The sequence below is a fragment of the uncultured Oxalicibacterium sp. genome (assembly GCF_913776015.1).
GTDB lineage: Bacteria > Pseudomonadota > Gammaproteobacteria > Burkholderiales > Burkholderiaceae_D > Oxalicibacterium.
The window spans coordinates 46,932-66,901 of the sequence record NZ_CAJYMD010000039.1; the positions used below are offsets into that span (position 1 = coordinate 46,932).

Annotated in this window: 18 protein-coding genes; 11 read left to right on the top strand and 7 right to left on the bottom strand. The window is 55.9% G+C overall.

What is annotated here, in order from left to right:
• Positions 1-7 precede the first annotated feature (7 nt).
• A complete protein-coding gene (eda, locus tag QZ725_RS06160) occupies positions 8-628 on the top strand; it encodes a bifunctional 4-hydroxy-2-oxoglutarate aldolase/2-dehydro-3-deoxy-phosphogluconate aldolase (RefSeq protein ID WP_293777422.1) in 621 nt (206 codons plus the stop codon).
• Positions 629-641: 13 nt separating this feature from the next.
• Here the strand turns inward: eda and QZ725_RS06165 are convergent, their stop codons facing one another.
• A complete protein-coding gene (locus tag QZ725_RS06165; RefSeq protein ID WP_293777424.1) occupies positions 642-1,838 on the bottom strand; it encodes a GGDEF domain-containing protein in 1,197 nt (398 codons plus the stop codon).
• Positions 1,839-2,155: 317 nt separating this feature from the next.
• Between QZ725_RS06165 and rpiA the strand changes: the two genes are divergently transcribed.
• The gene (rpiA, locus tag QZ725_RS06170) at positions 2,156-2,827 is read left to right on the top strand and encodes a ribose-5-phosphate isomerase RpiA (RefSeq protein WP_293777426.1); all 672 of its coding nucleotides are present in this window, start codon (positions 2,156-2,158) and stop codon (positions 2,825-2,827) included.
• Positions 2,828-2,917: 90 nt separating this feature from the next.
• On the opposite strand, the gene QZ725_RS06175 is transcribed toward rpiA, so the two are convergent.
• From QZ725_RS06175 to QZ725_RS06185, 3 genes are all read right to left on the bottom strand, one after another.
• Positions 2,918-5,017 carry a bifunctional diguanylate cyclase/phosphodiesterase gene (locus QZ725_RS06175; protein ID WP_293777428.1) on the bottom strand — a complete coding sequence of 700 codons (2,100 nt, stop codon included), beginning with the start codon at positions 5,015-5,017 and terminating at the stop codon, positions 2,918-2,920.
• 612 nt (positions 5,018-5,629) lie between these two features.
• Positions 5,630-5,800 (bottom strand): hypothetical protein, encoded by a 171-nt coding sequence (locus tag QZ725_RS06180; protein ID WP_293777430.1) that lies wholly within the window; start codon positions 5,798-5,800, stop codon positions 5,630-5,632.
• 79 nt (positions 5,801-5,879) lie between these two features.
• The gene (locus QZ725_RS06185; protein ID WP_293777432.1) at positions 5,880-6,212 is read right to left on the bottom strand and encodes an antibiotic biosynthesis monooxygenase; all 333 of its coding nucleotides are present in this window, start codon (positions 6,210-6,212) and stop codon (positions 5,880-5,882) included.
• Between the two features lie 253 nt (positions 6,213-6,465).
• On the opposite strand from QZ725_RS06185, the gene QZ725_RS06190 reads away from it, so the two are divergent.
• The 4 genes from QZ725_RS06190 (at position 6,466) to QZ725_RS06205 (ending at position 11,211) form a co-directional block, all read left to right on the top strand.
• Complete coding sequence (locus tag QZ725_RS06190; protein WP_293777434.1) at positions 6,466-7,716, top strand: Hsp70 family protein; 1,251 nt, start codon at positions 6,466-6,468, stop codon at positions 7,714-7,716.
• 241 nt (positions 7,717-7,957) lie between these two features.
• On the top strand, positions 7,958-8,830 hold the full coding sequence (locus QZ725_RS06195; protein WP_293777436.1) for a transglutaminase family protein: 873 nt from the start codon (positions 7,958-7,960) through the stop codon (positions 8,828-8,830).
• A 165-nt stretch (positions 8,831-8,995) separates the two neighbouring features.
• Positions 8,996-10,459, top strand: a complete 1,464-nt coding sequence (locus QZ725_RS06200; RefSeq protein WP_293777477.1) for a Ppx/GppA phosphatase family protein — start codon at positions 8,996-8,998, stop codon at positions 10,457-10,459.
• Between the two features lie 149 nt (positions 10,460-10,608).
• Positions 10,609-11,211, top strand: coding sequence for a DedA family protein (locus QZ725_RS06205; RefSeq protein WP_293777437.1), 603 nt, complete (start codon positions 10,609-10,611; stop codon positions 11,209-11,211).
• A gap of 37 nt (positions 11,212-11,248) precedes the next feature.
• On the opposite strand, the gene QZ725_RS06210 is transcribed toward QZ725_RS06205, so the two are convergent.
• Complete coding sequence (locus QZ725_RS06210; protein WP_293777438.1) at positions 11,249-12,388, bottom strand: ABC transporter substrate-binding protein; 1,140 nt, start codon at positions 12,386-12,388, stop codon at positions 11,249-11,251.
• A 142-nt stretch (positions 12,389-12,530) separates the two neighbouring features.
• Between QZ725_RS06210 and QZ725_RS06215 the strand changes: the two genes are divergently transcribed.
• From QZ725_RS06215 to QZ725_RS06230, 4 genes are all read left to right on the top strand, one after another.
• On the top strand, positions 12,531-13,232 hold the full coding sequence (locus tag QZ725_RS06215; protein ID WP_293777439.1) for a hypothetical protein: 702 nt from the start codon (positions 12,531-12,533) through the stop codon (positions 13,230-13,232).
• Positions 13,233-13,390: 158 nt separating this feature from the next.
• Entirely contained in the window at positions 13,391-14,158 is a 768-nt protein-coding gene (locus QZ725_RS06220) for a GNAT family N-acyltransferase (RefSeq protein WP_293777441.1), read from the top strand.
• Entirely contained in the window at positions 14,155-15,012 is an 858-nt protein-coding gene (locus QZ725_RS06225) for a UDP-2,3-diacylglucosamine diphosphatase (RefSeq protein WP_293777443.1), read from the top strand. The genes QZ725_RS06220 and QZ725_RS06225 overlap by 4 nt, the downstream gene beginning before the upstream one ends.
• Positions 14,994-16,034 (top strand): glycosyltransferase family 1 protein, encoded by a 1,041-nt coding sequence (locus tag QZ725_RS06230; protein ID WP_293777445.1) that lies wholly within the window; start codon positions 14,994-14,996, stop codon positions 16,032-16,034. The genes QZ725_RS06225 and QZ725_RS06230 overlap by 19 nt, the downstream gene beginning before the upstream one ends.
• A gap of 128 nt (positions 16,035-16,162) precedes the next feature.
• Here QZ725_RS06230 and sixA read toward each other — a convergent pair whose 3' ends face one another.
• Together sixA and ppk1 are read right to left on the bottom strand one after the other, a co-directional pair.
• Positions 16,163-16,621 carry a phosphohistidine phosphatase SixA gene (gene sixA, locus QZ725_RS06235; RefSeq protein WP_293777448.1) on the bottom strand — a complete coding sequence of 153 codons (459 nt, stop codon included), beginning with the start codon at positions 16,619-16,621 and terminating at the stop codon, positions 16,163-16,165.
• Between the two features lie 3 nt (positions 16,622-16,624).
• Entirely contained in the window at positions 16,625-18,718 is a 2,094-nt protein-coding gene (ppk1, locus tag QZ725_RS06240) for a polyphosphate kinase 1 (RefSeq protein ID WP_293777451.1), read from the bottom strand.
• 188 nt (positions 18,719-18,906) lie between these two features.
• Between ppk1 and pstS the strand changes: the two genes are divergently transcribed.
• Complete coding sequence (gene pstS / locus QZ725_RS06245; protein ID WP_293777454.1) at positions 18,907-19,950, top strand: phosphate ABC transporter substrate-binding protein PstS; 1,044 nt, start codon at positions 18,907-18,909, stop codon at positions 19,948-19,950.
• Positions 19,951-19,970: the final 20 nt, after the last annotated feature.

Here is a 19,970-nt window from a genome sequence, read left to right on the forward strand (position 1 = left end):
AGATACCATGAATCTGCTTGAAATCATGCGTGCATCGCCGGTGATTCCGGTGATTGCAATTGACGATATTCGCCACGCCGTACCAATGGCGCAGGCGCTTGTGGATGGTGGCATTCGCGTGCTTGAGGTGACCTTGCGTACCGCGCATGGTCTGGCGGCGATTCGCGCCATTGCCGAACAGGTGCCCGAAGCGATCCTGGGCGTGGGTACGCTCACGCGTGCTGAAGACTTTGCCGCCGCGCGTGACGCCGGTGCCGTATTCGGTGTGTCGCCGGGCTTGACGAAAGATCTGATCCATGCCGCACGCGCTAGCGGCTTGCCGCTGCTACCCGGCGTCATGACGCCGTCGGAAGTGATGGCTGCGCGTGAAGCCGGTTTCCATCAACTCAAGCTGTTTCCTGCCGTGCCGGCAGGCGGTGTCGGCATGCTCAATGCCATTGCCGGACCATTGCCTGACGTTTTGTTTTGTCCGACCGGTGGTATTTCGCAGCAGACAGCGCCGCAATTTCTCGCCTGTAAAAATGTCGCCTGTGTCGGTGGCTCGTGGCTGACGCCAAAGGAACTGCTGGCCACTGGCGATTGGGATGGTATCCGCACACTGGCACAGGCTGCCGCAAAGTTGCGCTAGGGTTGTTGCGAGATCAGGCAGCCTGTGTCGCCATCGTGGCACTGGCGACTGCATTGCGCCCTTTCGCCTTGGCTTCGTACAGCGCCATGTCGGCGCGATGCATGAGGTCAGCCATGTTTTCATCGTTGAGACGCGTCGCGACGCCAATACTAACTGTATAGCTTGGCGTCGCATGCACAAACGCTTCACGTGCAGATGAAATGGTGAGAGATGTGCCGCCGCTGAGACGGCTTCGCACGCGTTCAGCAATCGCACTGGCCGCTTCGGCATCGGCTTCCGGCAGGAGGATGGAGAATTCGTCGCCCCCCATACGGGCGATGTAATCGATACTGCGGATTTCCAGCCGAGCGCGTTCGACGATATCGATCAGCACATTGTCGCCGGTGGCGTGGCCCTGCGCGTCGTTGATCTGCTTGAAATAATCCACATCAAAGACCAGCAGCGACAAAGGTCTTTTCAGGCGTGTTGCGCGTGCCAGTTCGCGTTCGGTGAATTCGAAAAAGGCGCGGCGCGACCAGGCGCCGGTAAGGAAATCGTGATTGGCGTCTTCGACGGCTTTGGCCATCATGCGATCGTGCACCATCATGATGGCGCCCATGGTGAGTACCGGTTGCATCAGCGTGCCCAACGACAGAAACAGCAGATTCCAACTGGACGCTTGCATTGTCGAGACCAGTTGGTCGGTACCGCTCCAATACACCAGCCCGCGACAGGCGTGGCCGATGGCAAACAGCAAGGTCACCCATGCAGTAAAGCGATAGGGGTAGGGCGACAGGGCGCTTTGCAAGTGTGACCAACGGAATACGGTGGTGCTGATCAGCAGGCAGATGATGCTGAAGAAGGTAGAAACGACGACCGTGCGGATGCCGATCGAGTCATGCCCGTAATGAAACAGCATGATCAGCGCAGTCAGAATGGCGAGGCTGGACAGAATCGGTTTGATGGGGAGCGGCAGGCCGAAATAGCGACGAAAGCCGAGGTAGGTAATGCAGATGGATGTACCTGCCAACGCGTTGGCGATATCGATCGAAATGAAATTGGGGATCGCGCCGCGCCCGGCAAACATCAGCAAAGCCAATACGGCGATGCTGTTGGCAGTGGTCCATTCCTGCAGGCCAGGGATACGGCTGCGCATCAGTGATGCGAGCACGAACAGCATAACGATGCTGAAACCGGCAGTGATCAACAAGAGATTGAACGGGCTGAGCATATGGCGAAAAAATGGCCGATACGAATGCGAAAGCAGGAAACCGGCTGCGCCGGATCGGTTCGGATACGCATTATCTCCTACGTTCTGAAACTACCTGTAGCGTCAGTATATCCCGGGCATTTCCTTGCGGAAACGCATTGTTGGATAAAAGATGCTTGGAAAGTAGGCAATAGTGCCGCGAAAACCCCAGAATGGACGGGCATTACGTCGCTTTGTTGCATACAAATCTGCTGTTGGCGATTTGTTCCATGCCAAGCAATAAGCGAGTGTGACGATCCGTTAAAATAGTGCGTTTCCTCCTTCACTTCTTCCCTGCAATGACCCAAGACGAAATGAAACAGGCAGTAGCTCGTGCTGCCCTCGATTATGTGACGCCCAATGAAATCATCGGCGTCGGTACCGGTTCCACCGCCAATTTTTTCATCGACGAGCTGGGCAAGATCAAGGACCGTATCCGCGGTGCTGTCGCCTCTTCCGAAGCGACGGCAGAGCGCTTGCGTGGTCATGGTATTGAGGTATTGGATTTGAATGCGGTGACATCGCTGTCCGTCTACATTGACGGCGCAGATGAAATTACTTTGCAGGGAGCGATGATCAAGGGCGGCGGGGCAGCGCTGACGCGTGAGAAGATCGTGGCATCGGTAGCGCGTCAATTCGTCTGTATCGCGGATGGTTCCAAGCTGGTCAAGACCTTGGGCAAATTTCCCTTGCCGGTGGAAGTCATTCCGATGGCAGAGGCCTCGGTAGCACGCGGCCTGCAAGCACTGGGTGGTGAACCGCGTTTGCGCGTCAAGGATGGCAAGACCGTGGTAACCGATAACGGTTGTTCCATCATCGATGTGCACGGTTTGTCGATCACGGATCCTGCGGCGCTTGAGGCACAAATCAACGATATCGTCGGTGTCGTGACCGTGGGATTGTTTGCCCGCCGTGGTGCCAATATCGGTTTGCTGGGCACGGCCGATGGCGTCAAACGCATGACCTTCTAATTCCTTATCCAGGCAAAAGGTGCGCCTGGTCAGCTTCGCTTGCCCGCGCCTCGCCTTCTCATCGATCTGGAAACCGACGTAAGTAATCGATTACTGTGCGCTCAGCAATCGCAGGAAATCGCGGCAGGGGACGGGGCGACTCATCAAGTAGCCTTGCCCCTCGTCGCAGCCATTTTGCTGCAGGAAACGTGACTGTTCGGCTGTTTCGATTCCTTCTGCCAGCACATTCAGATTCAGGTTGTGCCCCAGCGAGATGATGGCCTTGACGATGGCGGCACTGTCCTGGCTGGTCGCGATGTCGCGCACGAAGGACTGATCGATCTTCAGAGTATCCACCGGGAAGCGCTTGAGATAGCTCAGGCTCGAATAACCGGTACCAAAATCGTCGAGTGAAATCTTCACGCCCAGTGAGCGCAGTTCGGACAGCATGGCCAGCGATTTGTCGACATCGGTTGCCATCACGCTTTCGGTGATTTCCAGTTCCAGATAGCGCGCGTCGAGTGCGGTTTCCTGCAAAACACGCCCCACCAGATCGACGATATCCCCACGTGCCAGTTGGCGCGGTGACAGATTCACGGAAATCGGAATTGGCGGGTAGCCGGCTTTTTGCCATTCGCGGTTTTGCCGACAGGCTGTGCGCAACACCCATTCTCCGATCGGAATGATCAATCCCGTTTCTTCCGCAAGCGGAATGAAGCTCGCTGGCGACACCATGCCATTCGGACTTTGCCAGCGGATCAGCGCTTCGACACCGATGATGCGATTGCTGTGCAGGTTGAGCTTCGGCTGATAGTGCAGCACGAATTCGTCGTTTGGAATCGCCTGGCGCAAGCGATTCAGCAATTCGAGACGATCCGTGACCGATGTATTCATTTCCGCCGCAAAGTACTGAAAATTGTTGCGACCCAGTTCCTTTGCCTTGTACATCGCCGAATCGGCATTCTTCAACAGCGTTTCTGCATCGCGCCCATCATTCGGGCATAACGTCACACCGATGCTGCAGGTGATCTGGAAATCGAGATCGTTGGCTTTCCAGGGGTGCGACACCTCGTGCAGCACACGCTGCATGGTTTGCGTGATCGATTCTTCGTTGGGCTGGCTGGTCAGCAGCAGCACGAATTCATCGCCCCCTTGGCGTGCAACGGTATCGCTTGCACGAAGGCAATTGATCAGACGTTGGGCGGTAATCTTCAGTAATTCATCGCCGACTTGATGGCCCAGACTATCGTTGATGAATTTGAACTGATCCAGATCGAGGAAAGCAATAGCCGTCAGATTCCCATTGCGCTGCGAATGCAGAATCGCCTGTTGCATGCGATCGTAGAGCAGGGTGCGATTCGGTAGACCGGTGAGAGCATCATGCGTGGCCTGAAACTGGATTTCTGCTTCATGTAGCTTCCGTTCCGTGATGGCTTCGACCGTTCCTTCAAAGAACAATAGCTTGCCGGCATTGTTATAGACGGCGCGCGCGTTTTCGGAAATCCAGATGATTTCGCCATTGCGTCGATAAATACGTGATTCAAAATTGGTCACGACCCCATGTTGTTCCATCAAGCGTACGAATTCCGCGCGTCTTTGCGGATCGACATAGACCTGATGTTCGATATCGTGCAACGTGGCGATCAATTCGCCCGGCGAATCGTAACCATACATGCGCGCCAGGGCCGGGTTGACGGCAAGGTAACCATTAGTGGGTGTGGACTGGTAAATGCCTTCAATCGCGTTTTCGAAGATGCTGCGATACCGGCGTTCGGCTTCCCGCAATGCCTCATCGGCTTCCTTGCGTTCGGTAATGTCCTGAATGAAACCTTCCAGCACGTCCCATTTCTTGTGGCTATGCGAAATATTGGTGCCGCGCTCCCATACCCAACGTACCTGCCCATCGGCACGCACGATGCGGTATTCGATATCGAAGCGGCGGTTTTGCCGTACCGCTTCGAGAATCGTGGCGCGTAGATACGCGCGGTCGTCTGGGTGGGTGATGTCGTCGTAGGAAATACGGCTGTTGAAAAGGATGTCTTCTTCCTTGTAACCCGTCAGCGCGAGACAGCCTTCGCTGATGAACTCCATCGTCCATTGGTCATCAAGACGGCAGCGGTACACCATGCCTTCCAGGTTGGCGAGTAAGGTTCCGAGCATACGGGCCTGCATTGATGGATCGGAGGGTGTCGATGGCATGGATAAAAGCATGGTGAATCCGATTGAACGGGGTCGGGTCCTTTTCAAAGGATAGGCAGACGCTACCCATATCAAATTTCTTCAAAGCAATAAAGGTGCCATATTGAAGCCTCACCTTTCGCACCAAAATGACACGCGATGACATTGCGGTGTATGAAAGGGGTTGATAAATATGGACAAACGCGTGCTTGTATTGGCGCATACCATTTTGCTTGGCATCCTCAGAATGGTCGGCTGGAAGCGGCGAGGGCGATCACGACAAAGCTGCATGGATCACTTTGCCTAAGCGGCCAAGTCTGAAATTTGTCAGAGCGGTATGGGCATCTATATGCACATAATGTGCCGGGAACGAAATGCAAATGTCACTTGCCAGCGGTCAGGATGAGGCTGAACGTGATACTGGAAAGAGTTTGCTCTTGTCTTTTTGGAATAAGTGATGGAGCAAGCGTTGCGAGACGATCCGATGCACAGCAGCCAAAGCGAGGTAGCAATCTGAGGTCGGGACGTTTGTTGGCCAGGGGGGAGTTCGTTATTGAACAATCATCCGTGACGAAAGAAATTGTCGAACGAGCAAGCAAGAAAGTTCGTCAGGGCCGCCAGATCGCTACCGCCCATGACTTTTAATCAGCGCAAGTTATCGCTGATCTCGCGCGATTGTCGATCCAGACGATCGTAATAATCGCGTGTACCGATATCGCCGCGATTGCGTTCGCGGTCGGGAATCAGAAAAGGCAGGTCACGTGCCAGTTCGTCATCGATGTCGCTATCTTCGTCATTGCCCCAACTCGTATTCATGCGGATTCTCCTTTGCCGCTATTGTAGATTTTTCTGTTTTCGTCATCCAGCCTTGTTGTTGCCGAATGACGAAAATTGCTCAACCCAGTGAATCCGGAATCTCGCCGTTTCCGGGTAGCTTGGCGGCAAGAACCTGGAAGGACTCGATGGTGGGTGGTTTGGCAAGCAGGTTTTTGCCGACATCGCCCTGCAATGCCTTGGCGATTTCGCCTTCGAGATGTGCCTTGCGTCCCGACTCATCGGCAAAAGCATCGAAAATGCCAAATACACCGGGAGCAAGCTTGACGGCAAACCATGCGACCGTGGCAGGTTCGCCGATGGCGTAGGAAAGTTGCGCGTGCAGGAACTCTTCCAGCTCCATTTCCTTGCCTGGCTTGGCTTCCAGGCGGGCTTGCAATCCAAGAGTGACCATGATGCCTCCTTCTTGTGGTTGGATGATCGAGCACTTCTTCAGCGTTACTTGGGGTATTGCTTGTTGTGGCCGCCAAGTAGGCGACGCTTCATTGTAGTCCGTTCGTCCAACATTGTTGTATCAGCGACAAGGAATGCGGCTTGTCGGACGAACGGTTAGGACGTGGACTGGAACCGATCCACAAAAATTACACCTGGGCACTCGCATGCTTTATCATCGTGCGCCTTTTTCCATTCATCGACAGAGGAGTGTCATGGCAAATGCGTGCGGCGTTGATTTTGGGACGTCCAATTCGACGGTTGGCTGGTGCCGCCCGGGCAGCTCGCCCTTGCTCGCTCTGGAAGATGGCAAGCCGACCTTGCCTTCGGTGGTTTTCTTCAATGCCGATGAAGAACAGATTTATTACGGTCGTGCCGCGCTGGACAACTATCTGGAAGGTTACGAAGGACGGCTCATGCGTTCGCTCAAGAGCCTGCTGGGTACCAGCCTGATCGATGAACAGACCGAGGTAATGGGCAAGGCTTTGCCGTTTCGTACCTTGCTCACGCAATACATTGCCGAACTTAAGCAACGTGCGGAGCTGGCCGCTGGTCGTACCTTCACGAGTGCCGTGTTCGGCCGTCCCGTGCATTTTGTCGATGGCGATGAAGAGGCAGACATCCTGGCCGAAGATACCTTGTACGAGATTGCGCAATCGGTCGGGTTTCGCGATATCGATTTCCAGTTCGAGCCGATTGCCGCGGCCTTTGACTATGAGTCGCAACTGGAACGCGAAGAGTTGGTGCTGATCGTCGATATCGGTGGTGGTACATCCGACTTTTCTCTGGTGCGCCTGTCGCCGGAGCGTGCGCGCCATGCCGATCGTCGCCCCGACATTCTGGCAACCGGTGGTGTGCACATCGGTGGCACCGATTTCGATAAATATCTGAGCCTGAACAGTTTCATGCCCTTGCTGGGCATGGGGTCGAAATTGAACAATGGTGCGGATGTGCCATCGAGCTATTACTACAATCTGGCGACCTGGCATACGATCAATCTGGCTTACACGCAAAAGACCTGGTTGCAGATTCGCGATATCTATCGCGATGCACGCGACAAACCTTTACTCGACACCTTGCTCAATGTGATCGAAGAACGCTCAGGCCACTGGCTGGCGATCAAGGCGGAAGAGGGCAAGATTGCGCTGTCTTCACTAGAAGAAGTCACGTTGCTGCTGGATCGTCTGCGTCCGTCCCAATCCTTGACCCTGCAACGTATCGGTTTCGAGCAGGCGATCGATCATCTGGTGGGCGATATCGAATCGACAGTCGGCAATTTGCTGCGCGATGCAGGTTTGGGTGCCGACCATATCGATACGGTAGTGTTCACAGGCGGCTCCAGCGGTGTGCGCTTGCTGCGTGAGCGCGTGGCAGCCTTGTTGCCGAATGCGCGCCGTGTCGAAGGCGATCTGTTCGGCAGTATCGGTGCCGGTCTGGCAATCGATGCCGAGCGGAAATTCGGCTGATTGCCTTTCCATTTTCGTTTTGCTGCATTGAAGAAATTCCATCTGTAATTTTCTGGTAGTGGCAGATTGCACACAGTGCTGATGTTCAGCTGGAAACGGTTGTGGCATCGCCATTTTCTTGCAGCACCAGTCTGTTGGCTGGCGTACAGACTCGCGACTCTGATCTTGTCATGCTGAGGTAAAGCAGTTGTGCCAGTGCACAACCTCCATTACCGGTTCTTCACGCAAAGGCATGGCAACCATGGTCAGGCTCCAGTTCTCCATCCAACTCGCTTACGATGTTCTGGACGAGACGGCGGATTTCATCTTCAATATCCAGGCTGCCAGAACCCAATGCCAGACAATTGTCGAGGAAGATCTCCTCATCAATCAGGCGACCGATCCGGTTTTCTTTACCGAATCCGGTAGTGGCAATCGCATGATGCGGCTGCAAGCGCAACGCGGTTCGCTGGTGGTGCGTTATCAGGCGACGGTCGATATCGATCATCGAACAAGTTTTCCCGAGCAGCTTTATGAAACGGCGGTTGCCGAATTGCCGCCGGAAGCGTTTGTCTACCTGTATCCAAGTCGCTATTGCGAGTCGGATCGCTTGTGTCAGATGGCTTGCCGTGAGTTCGGTCATCTTGAGCCGGGTTACGGCCGTGTGCTGGCGATCCAGAAATGGGTACAGCAACATATACGTTTTCAATCCGGCATTTCCTGTGGTACGACGTCTGCTGCCGAAACGCTGGTCGAACGAGCCGGTGTCTGCCGTGACTATGCACATCTGATGATCGCCTTGTGCCGTGCGCTGAACATTCCGGCACGTTTCGCTTCAGGTATCGATTATGGCGCCAACCCCGATCTGGGACCGACTGACTTTCATGCCTATGTGGAAGTCATGCTCAGCGGTCGCTGGTATCTGTTCGATGCCAGCGGTGTCACGCCTCCAATGGGGCTGATCCGTATCGGCACGGGGCGCGATGCCGGCGATACGGCTTTTGCCACCATCTTCGGCGGTGTTTCTTCCTATGCCCCCTTGATCGCCATCAATGCCATCGAAGATGCCAATAGCGGTATCGTCATGCCAGTGCATTGCGAACATGCACTATCGACCGCAGATTGTGCTGCCTGATCCTCCATAAAATGGTATAAACAATTCTTCTGGAAAGCGCCGACATCATGTCGGCCTGACGTCGTTCGACGTCGCCGCATGTCATGCGCCTGTCACATCCGATGCCTATTTTCACAGGCTTTTTGTGTGCGGCTTTTGGCGGGATTATCGAGGGGAATGGAGCAGATGTTTGCAGCAGTGGATTTGGGATCGAACAGTTTTCGTCTCCATATCGGGCATCAGGAAGGCGATGGCATACGTATCGTCAAGACTGCGCGCGATCCGGTCAGGCTTGGTGCCGGTCTCGATAGCAAGGGCAATCTGACACCTACCGCCATGCAGGCAGCGATTGCTACCTTGTCACGCTTCAACGCAATCCTTAGCGCTTATCCGCTCAGTGCCGCACGTGTGGTTGCCACCAATACGATTCGCATCGCCAGGAATGCAGCCGAGTTTTTGCCTGCTGCCGAAGCGGCCATTGGCTACCCCATCGAGATCATTTCGGGTGAAGAAGAAGGACGTCTGATCTACATGGGCGTGGCAAGTACCTTGCCGCTGAACGAAGGACGGCTGGTTATCGATATCGGTGGTGGCTCGACCGAAGTGATTCTCGGCAAGGGCATGGAAATTCTGAAGGTCGAATCTTTCAGTATCGGTACCGTGCCGCAGAATGCCGGCTTTTTTGGCCACGGTATCGATGCCGATTCGTTCGAAGCCGCCATCTTGTCGGCACGCTCGCGTTTCGAGGATATTGCACCGGAATACGACCGCAAGCAGTGGACGCAGGCTTACGGTTCGTCGGGGACCGCGCGGGCAATCGGTGAGGCTATTGCGCGCAATCAGCTCGGCGATGGCACGGTTTCGCTCAAGAGTCTTGATGCACTCAAGCGGCGACTGATCGATTTCGGATATCCACATCAAATTGATCTCGTCGGCCTCAAGCCCGATCGTGCCACCAGTATTGCGGGTGGTGTCGCGATCCTGATCGGGGCGATGCAGGAGTTTGGTATCAAGACGATTCAGCCGGTCGAGGCGGGATTACGTCTGGGCGTGCTGCGCGATCTGCAATTGCGCGCCAACCAGCGTGATCGTCGTGAAGAATCGGTACGCGAGTTTCTGGCACGTTGCGGTGTCGATGCGCGTCGCGCCGATCGTACCGCACACATCGCGCGCACTGCGCTGGCCTTGCTCAAGCCGGGCGATGACGCTATCGAACGATTGTTGCGCTGGAGTGCCTTATTGCATGAAATTGGCCAAATCGTATCGCACAGCGGTTTCCACAAGCATGGTGCCTACATGATCGAACATGCCGATTTGCCCGGTTTTACCACGCGCGAACAACGTGTCATGAGTAATCTCGTGCTGGCGCAGAAAGGCAATTTGCGCAAGGTGGTCGACCAGTTATCCGATCCTGCTTTCATGCGGGCCACGCTGGCTTTGCGTCTGGCTGCTATGTTTATGCATGCGCGTATCGACACGCACGCCGATCCAAGTGCCATGCGCATCCGCATGAAAAGTCGCATCGAACTGGAGTTGCCGCGTGCTTGGGTGCGTGAGCATCCGACCGTGGCGTACTGGATCGAAAAGGAAAAAGAAGCGTGGGCAGAAATCGGTATTGAGCTGGTTCTCCGTCTCAGCAGCCAGAGCTGAAGTTGCTGCCGGTAAAATAATGAACCTTTTTGCAAGATGAACTTCAGACCTTGAGTTTGTGCCTGCCCAATGCTGAATCAGCGGGAGGTGGTCTGCAATGAAGTCTGTGCGTTGCCGCATCCGGCAACATTTTGCCGTGGAGTGTGTAATTGTTTGATCAGATCGTCGCGATGGCCGCCGAGGCCGGTTACCTGGGCATTTTCCTCTTGATGCTGGCGGAAAACATTTTCCCGCCCATTCCTTCCGAATTGATCATGCCGCTCGGTGGCTTTGCTGCGGCACGTGGTGATATGGATATGTGGCTGGTGATTCTGGCCGGTACGGCAGGTTCCGTTGCCGGTGCCTTGCCGTGGTACTTCGCGGGTTCGGTGGTCGGCAAGGAACGTCTGAAGGCGATTGCCGCACGGCATGGTCGCTGGATGACCGTGACGCCCGCCGATATCGATAATGCGTCGCAATGGTTTGCGCGCTACGGCATCGCAGCGGTGTTCTTTGGTCGTCTGGTGCCTGCGATTCGTACACTCATTTCGGTACCTGCCGGCATCGTGCGCATGAAGATACTGCCGTTCCTGTTCTTTACGACCGTAGGTTCATTGTTGTGGACCGCCTTCCTTGCCTTTGCCGGTTATGTGCTCGAATCGCAGTACGAACTGATTGAAGCCTACATCGATCCGATTTCGAAGACCGTGCTGCTGACGATCATCGGCATTTACATCTACCGTTTCATTCGCTTCAAGCCGCAGGTGTATTAAAACGGAATCGCTTTGATCGCTGGTTACCCGTCCGATTTCAAAAGACCAGCCCATTGCGGCGGAACAGGGCGAGGTCCAGATAATCCGATAAGGGTTTGTCGCCGGTCGGATTGCCGCGCAAGGATAAGCCCCCGATATCGATTGGTGCGTTGAAGACGATCTCCTGTGCGGGCATGCCGGGTTTGCCACGGCGTATGGCCAGTGCCAGTGTCTTGGCAACCGCAAAGCCTTCGAGCGTTAGTGTGGAAGGCGGCTCGTCGCGATATTTCTTCATCATTGCCAGATGTTCGCGCTGCAAGGCCGTCTTGCCGTTTTCCGGGTTGGGCACCACTTGCGAAAATACGGTCCACTCCACCGCCTTGCTGCCAGCCAGTTCGCGCAAGGTATCGAGGTTCGTCAACGAACTGCCGGCCACATACACCTTGGGTGCATACGGGCGAAACGCCTGCAGAAATTGCGCCGTCTGTATCGTGTCGCCGATCACCAATACCACGCCGGGCGCGCTGTTCGCCAGTTTGGCGGCATCTGCTGCCATCTGCCTGTCGTTGTGACCGATGCGCACGATGCCGCTCAATTGCAGTTTCCCCTGGCCCAATTCTGCCGTCAGCGCTGCCAACATCTGTTTGCTGGCGGCATCTTCAGGGCAGGCGATGCCGACATGGGTGATACCCAATGGCGCGAAATGCGACAGCATGTGGCGGACTTCCTGCAAGTAATCCGGACGCCAGCGCACGAGACGATCGCCGGCATTTGCGCTGGTGTTACCGATCAGCGGTGCATAGAGCTGCAGGCGACTGCGGCGAAATGTCGGCGCATCGAGAATCGCGCGTGTGACGTTTTCGCCGATACCACCCAACAGATAATCTACGCGCTCGTTATCGATCAATTCGCTCGCCGCACGCGCTGCGCTCTGCGGCGAAGCCTGATCGTCGCGTGCAATGTAGCGAATCTTGCGCCCATTGATGCCGCCCGCAGCATTGAGCATGTCGAAATAGGTCTTGATGCCAGCGACGTAGTCGCGACCCAGTGCTGCATTGGGGCTGGAAAGATCGATGACTTGCCCGATCACGATGGCATCGCCATTCTGTGCCGATGCCGGCGATACAAGCATGAAGGCGGGGCAGGCGATCAGAAACAGAAGGAAACGCAAACGCAGGATCATCGCGGAAGCAGGCATGGAATGAATTGAAAAGGGTCAGAAGGTCGGACCGCGATTGTGACCGTCGAATATGACGGCATGATGAAATGTGTGCACTTCGGTTGCCGTTGATCGATAAAATGTATATATTATTTATACGATTATTTAAAAGGAGTCGATTGTGTCGCAGGAAAACGAAATCCAGGCAGCGCCGGCAGGCCAGTCGGCTGTTCAGGCAGCAACCCCGGCAGCGAAAAAGACTGCAGTAAAAACCGTACGTAAAACCGCAGCGAAACCAGCAGCCGAGAAAAATGCAGCCAAGCCCGTGGCAAGGAAAGCGCCAGCCCGCAAGAAGCCGGTAGCCAAGGCCGCAGCACCTGCCGACAAGGCAGTGAAAAAGGCAGCCGCCAAGCCTGCAGCGAAGAAAGCAGTGACGGCAAAAACGGCTGCCAGGAAAGCCACCGCTGCGGACACGGCAAAAGTAACAAAGTCGCCTGCTGCAAAAACTGCAGGCAAGGCCAAGGTGGCTGGCAAGACGACCGCCAAACCAGCAGCCAAATCCGCAACCAAGTTGGCTTCCAAGGCTGCCGTTAAGAGCACACCAAAAGCCCCGGCAAAAGCGGCACCGAAGAGCAAGCCAGCCGGAAAAGCCAAGACGCGCAAGCCAAAACTGGTACGCGACAGCTTCACCATGCCGGATCTCGAATATCAGGTGCTGGGCGAAGTGAAAAAGGCTTTCCTGAAAGCCGGCGTGTCGATCAAGAAGAGTGAACTCCTGCGCGCGGGTGTCGCACTCGTCAAGGGCCTGGAATTTGGCAAACTGCATGACGTGATCCGCAACCTGACGCCGATCAAGGCTGGCCGCCCGAAGAAGGAAAAGTGATGTCGTTCCTCTGAATCGAGGATCGTTTCATGCCGAAAGCCGATGCAATGCATCGGCTTTTTTTATTTGTTGTCATGTCATCAAACGGACATGACACTGTCATCTTGCTGAAGCAATCGCTGGGTACGCTGGCTCCGTCATCATAAAAAGGACCGCATATGCAACGATTGACTGCTTCCGCAGAACAGAATGCCGCTTCGCCTCGCCTGACACTGAGCATTGCCACCACGCCACAGGAAGTGCGCGAGGTACAACGCTTACGCTACAAGGTATTCATCGAAGGCATGGGTCTGGAAGCACTCAAGAACAAGGACCGCCTGGATCGTGACGAATTCGACGACTATTGCGATCACCTGATCGTACGCGACTCGGCAACGCTGAAAGTGGTGGGGACGTATCGTGTGCTGAGTCCTTCGTCTGCGCAGAAATATCGCGGGTTCTATTCGGAAAAGGAATTCGATCTGACGCGTTTGTCGAATCTGCGTGACCGCATTGCCGAAGCAGGTCGTGCCTGCATTCATCCCAGGTATCGCAGCGGTGCTGTCATCATGCTGCTGTGGGCCGGGATCGCCGGCTACATGCAAAAGCATGGCTGCGAATATCTGATCGGTTGCGCCAGCGTGAGCCTGGCTGATGGCGGTGCCAATGCCGCTGCGCTGTACCACGCAATTGCCGATTCCAACATGGCACCGGCTGAGTACCGCGTGCGCCCGCATCTGGCCTTCCCGATCGCGCCGCCACGCACTGATAGCCAGCCCGTCATTCCGCCGCTCATCAAGGGTTACCTGCGCAGCGGTGCGTGGATTTGCGGCGAACCGGCCTGGGATGCCGAATTCCACTGTGCCGACATGTTCATGATGTTGCCGCTGGCTCGTCTGGATAGTCGTTATGCACGTCACTACCTGAAGGAAGGAGAGCCTGCATGAAATCACGTGATGCCTTTCTGACGCGCGATTTTCTCAAACATGGGGGCAAGCGCGAACCCTTGCGCTTCCGGGCGATCTGGATTTCAGACGTGCACTTGGGTACCACGGGTTGCCAGGCGCAACGCCTGCTCGAATTCCTGCGTCGTACCGAATCCGACACGCTCTATCTGGTGGGCGACATCATCGACGGCTGGCAGCTCAAGCGCCGCTGGTTCTGGGATCAGTCGCACAACAATGTCGTGCAAACCGTGCTGAAAAAGGCCAAGAAAGGCACCGAAGTGATTTTCGTGCCGGGTAATCACGATGAAGCGGTACGCCAGTTCATCGATCTGGATTTTGGCGGCATCCGCGTGCGCGATGAACTCGTGCATACCACGGCGCAGGGCAAGCGCATGCTGGTGCTGCACGGCGACCGTTTCGATGGCGTGATTGCCTGTGCGAAGTGGCTGGCGTACGTGGGCGACAACCTGTACACGCTGATCCTCAAGTGGAATCAGTGGCTCAACAGCTGGCGTGCCCGTGCCGGCCTGCCGTACTGGTCGCTCTCGCAATATCTGAAATTGAAAGTCAAGAACGCGGTCAGCTACATCACCTCATTCGAAACGGCGCTGGCGGACGAAGCGCGTCGGCGCGGTGTCGATGGCGTGATCTGCGGCCATATCCACAAGCCGGAAATCCGCGATATCGATGGCATCCTGTATTGCAACGATGGCGACTGGGTGGAAAGCCTGAGTGCGCTGGTCGAGGATCAGGCCGGTGTGCTGCGTCTCGTGACGTGGCAGGAAGTCGTGGGGGCATCGATGCCACAACATGTCGAAGAACACGAGGAGGAATTATGCGTATCGCCATCGTGACCGATGCCTGGGCACCGCAGGTCAACGGTGTCGTCAACACGCTGCGCGCCACGCGCAAGCAGTTGCGTCGCATGGGTCATACCGTGATGATGATCACGACCGAAGGCTTGCGCAGCTATTCCTGCCCGACCTATCCCGAAATTCGTCTGGCCTACAAGCCGTATGCCAGGGTCGCGGCCACACTCGACAACTTCGCGCCGGATTGCATCCATATCGCCACTGAAGGGCCGATGGGCTTGGCGGCGCGCCGTTATTGCCTGTCGCATGGGCTGGATTTCACGACCGCTTATCACACTCGTTTTCCCGAATATCTGCGTTCGCGCTTCCATTTGCCGCTGGCGCTGAGTTATCGCTGGCTCAGGTGGTTCCACGGGCCATCCAAAGCCGTGATGGTGCCGACGCCACGCATGCAGCAGGCACTGGAAAGCAGCGGCTTTCGCCGTGTCGTGCAGTGGAGCCGCGGTGTGGATACGGACCATTTCAAGCCGGGCCCGCGTGAAGAGTCGTCGCTGAGTCGTCCGCTGTACCTGTATGTCGGTCGTCTGGCGGTCGAAAAGAATATCGAAGCCTTTTTGCAAATGGAATTGCCGGGATCGAAATGGGTGATCGGCGATGGGCCGATGCGTGACGAGCTGGAGCGCAAATATCCGGATGTCCGCTTTCTCGGTAGCAAGCCGCATGATGCCTTGCCCGGTTATTACAACTGCGCCGATGTCTTCGTTTTCCCCAGTCGCACCGACACCTTTGGTCTGGTAATGATCGAGGCGATGGCGTGTGGCGTGCCGGTGGCAGCGTTTCCGGTCGAAGGACCGATCGACGTGGTGGAAGAGGGCCGTAGCGGTGTGCTTAATCACGATCTGACGCGTGCCTGTTTTGAGGCGCTGACGCTCAAACGCTCTGCCGTGCGCGAGCATGCCTTGTCCTATTCGTGGGAAGCCGCGACGCAGCAGTTCCTGCGCAATTTGCATCCGGTGCGTGAAAATCGGCTCGTTGCACCGTTGCCGCAGACCTCGGCAATTTGATCGCGAAAAGAAAACAAGAAGCGAAAACAAGAAGCGAAAACTAAAAACGCGGGAGCCGATGGCTTCCGCGTTTTGTCTGGTTGGTGAGTGAGGCGGATTGATACTGCTGTTTCGATAGTGCGTGCCGTTTACTTGCCCACCAGATCGGGAGCCAGCACGCCGCGCAGATAATTCTCCATGCGACCGTCGCGTTCGCGCTGCACGATCCACCAGACATTTCCCTTGCGGATGGTCCAGTCTTGTGTCGTGCCGGTCAGAATGGTGGCGGCCACCTGGCCCAGCGTCGGCTGGTGACCGACGATGAGTACCGGCTCACGGCTGTCTGGCCAATGAGAGGCGGCGATGACGCGTTCCGGCGTCGAATCGGGTGCCAGATCATCCACGATCTTGAACTTGCGCCCCAGTGCTTCGGCCGTCTGTACGGTACGCGTGGCAGGGCTGACGAGGATGCGGCAGCCGTTGGTCAGATGGCGATCCAGCCATTCGGCCATTTTGGTGGCCTGTTTCTGCCCCTTGGGTGTGAGGGCGCGGCCTTCGTCCGGTTCGCCCATTTCCGCTTCAGCATGTCGCCACAGGATCAATTCCATCGCTTACTCCGGTGTATTGCCGTGCAATTGCATCAGCCAGGCTTGCGCCGCAAAAGGGGCCACCTTGCCGCGCGGTTTGCGCAGGCGGTAGACGCCATTGGCATCCAGTTCCCACGCGTTGACCGTATCTTTCAGATACGGCTGCAAGCCTTCATTCATGATGCGTTTCTTGAGGGCCGGATCGAGAATCGGGAAAGCGACCTCGATGCGACGAAACAGGTTGCGGTTCATCCAGTCGGCACTCGACAGATAAAGATCATGCGCCAGATCGTTGCGGAAGTAATAGATGCGGCTGTGCTCGAGGAAGCGGCCGACGATGGCGCGCACCTTGATGTTTTCCGACAACCCCGGCACGCCCGGCCGCAACGCGCAGGCACCGCGCACGATCAGATCGATCTTCACACCATCGCAGGAGGCGGCATACAGGGCGCGGATCACCGATTCATCCAGCAGTGCATTCATCTTGGCGATGATGCGCGCCGGCCGTCCGGCACGGGCAATGCTGGCTTCATTGTTGATCGCTTTGATGAATTCCTTGTGCAGCGTGAACGGAGCCAGCCACAGCTTGTCGAGCTTTTTCGGCTTGGTCAGGCTGGTCAGGTGGATGAAGATTTCATTGACCTCGGTGGCGATGGCCGGATTGGCCGTCAGCAGGCCGAAGTCGGTATAGAACTTGGTTGTGCTTGGATGATAGTTGCCGGTGCCGAGGTGTGCGTAATAGCGGAAATCGCCATTTTCGCGGCGAATTACCAGTGCCAGCTTGGCATGCGTCTTCAGACCAACCACGCCATAGACGACTTGCGCGCCGGCACGTTCCAGGCGATCAGCCCAATTGATATTGGCCTCTTCGTCGAAGCGCGCCATCAGTTCCACGATAACGGTCACTTCCTTGCCATGCTGCGCGGCGTAGATCAGTGATTCCATCAAATCGGAATTCATGCCCGTGCGATAAATGGTCTGCTTGATGGCAACCACGTCCGGATCATGCGCGGCATCGCGGATGAATTCGAGTACCGGCTGGAACGATTGGAACGGATGGTGCAGCAGCACATCGTTCTTGCGAATCACACCAAACAGATCGGCATTGGCCAGCTTGGCCGGATAAGCCGGCACGTAAGGCGTGAAGCGCAGCTCGGGCTTGTGAATCTTGTCGATCATTTCCGACAGGCGTACGAGGTTCACCGGGCCATCGACCGCATAGAGGCGGTTTTCATCGATCGAAAACTGTTCGAGCAGAAAGCGCGACAGGTGCGGCGGACAATTTTTCGATACTTCCAGTCGCACGGCCACGCCGAAATTGCGGCTCTGCAATTCTCCCTGCAGTGCCTGGCGCAGATTCTTGACCTCTTCTTCATCCACCCACAGGTCGCTGTTGCGTGTGACGCGGAATTGCGAATAGGCCAGCACTTCGCGTCCGGTGAACAGATCGCTGATGTGTGCATGAATGACCGAAGACAACAGACAGAACGCCACGCCATCTTTCGACAGTTCCGGCGGCAACTGAATCACGCGCGGCAACACGCGCGGCGCCTTGACGATGGCAATCGCCGTACCGCGACCGAACGCATCCTTGCCTGACAATTCGACGATGAAATTGAGGCTCTTGTTGATGACTTGCGGGAAAGGGTGGGCGAGATCGAGCCCGATCGGTGTCAGCAGGGGGCGTACTTCCTTGTCGAAATAAGCTTTCACCCATGCGCGCTGCGCTTCGTTACGATCCTGATCCCTTAATAGATAGATGCCTTGCTGTGCCAGTTGCGGCAGGATGCTTTCGTTCAGCACCTGATACTGGCGCTCGACAATCTCGTGACACTCGGCACCGGCTGTCGCCAGTGCGGCCGACAGGGCAGGGGTGTCTTCCAGCTTTTCGCCTTCCATATGGTTATTGGCAAGCAGGCTGGCGATGCGTACTTCAAACAATTCGTCGATGTTGCTGCTGGCAATGCACAAGTATTTCAGGCGTTCGAGCAGCGGTACGGCGGGATTTTCCGCCTGTGCCAGTACGCGACGATTAAAAGCCAGTTGTGACAGCTCGCGATTCAGGAAAAGCGCGCTCTTCGGGGGAACGGGTTGCGGTATGGCGGATTTCTTTTGCATTTTTCGGACTTTGGCCATGATGACGTTCGCAGAGTCTAGGTTTGCAATATGACAGCTTAATGACAGTTTTATTGCTATTTCACCACTTTATGACATGTTTTTTTGTTCGTCATAAACAAGTCATAAAGCTGTCATATTTGGTCGATACAGTTCGCCCTGTTCTTGTTAGTCAACCCTAAGGAGCAGTTATGCGATTGAATCACCTCATCAAGTCCGCCGTTGTTGCTGCCTCTGCAGCGATGATGCTGTCGTCCGCCGTAGCTGCCGATATCACCGGCGCTGGCGCGACCTTCCCTTACCCAATCTATTCGAAATGGGCTGAATCCTACAAAGCAGCTACCGGCACCGGCCTGAACTATCAGTCGATCGGCTCGGGTGGCGGTATCAAGCAGATCAAGGCAAAAACCGTTGATTTCGGTGCTTCCGACATGCCGCTGAAGGCAGAAGAGCTGGAAGCCGAAGGCCTGATGCAATTCCCGGCCATCATGGGCGGTGTCGTACCAATCGTGAATCTGGATGGTGTCGCTCCTGGCCAATTGAAGTTCACGCCGGAAGTGATCGCTGCGATCTATCTCGGCAAAGTCACCAAATGGAACGATGGCCAGATCACGGCACTGAATCCTGGCGTCAAGCTGCCTGATGCAGACATCACCGTTGTTCACCGTTCGGATGGTTCCGGCACCACCTTCCTGTGGACCGACTTCCTGTCGAAAACCGTTGCTGAATTCAAGGACACCGTTGGTGCCGGTACCGCTGTCAAATGGCCGGTCGGTGTAGGTGGCAAGGGTAACGAAGGCGTTGCTGCCAACGTTCAGCGTATCCGCGGTTCGATCGGTTACGTCGAATACGCTTACGCCAAGAAAAACAAGATGTCGCACACCCAGCTGAAAAACAGCTCGGGCACCTTTGTGCAACCTGATGATGACACCTTCAAGGCAGCGGCTGCCGGTGCCGACTGGGCCAAAACCCCAGGCATGGGCGTGGTGCTGACGAATCAGGCTGGCAAGAACAGCTGGCCGATCACGGGTGCCTCGTTCATCCTGTTGCACAAAACCGCTGCTTCGGCTGAACGTACCAAGGAAGTCCTGAAGTTCTTCGACTGGGCTTACAAGAACGGCGGTGCTGCCGCTGCTGAACTGGACTACGTTGCGATGCCGCCTGCTGTCATCAAGCTGGTTCAGGATGCATGGAAAGCCAACGTCAAGGATGCTTCCGGCAAGGCTGTCTGGTAATCACGTGTCAGGCAGCGACG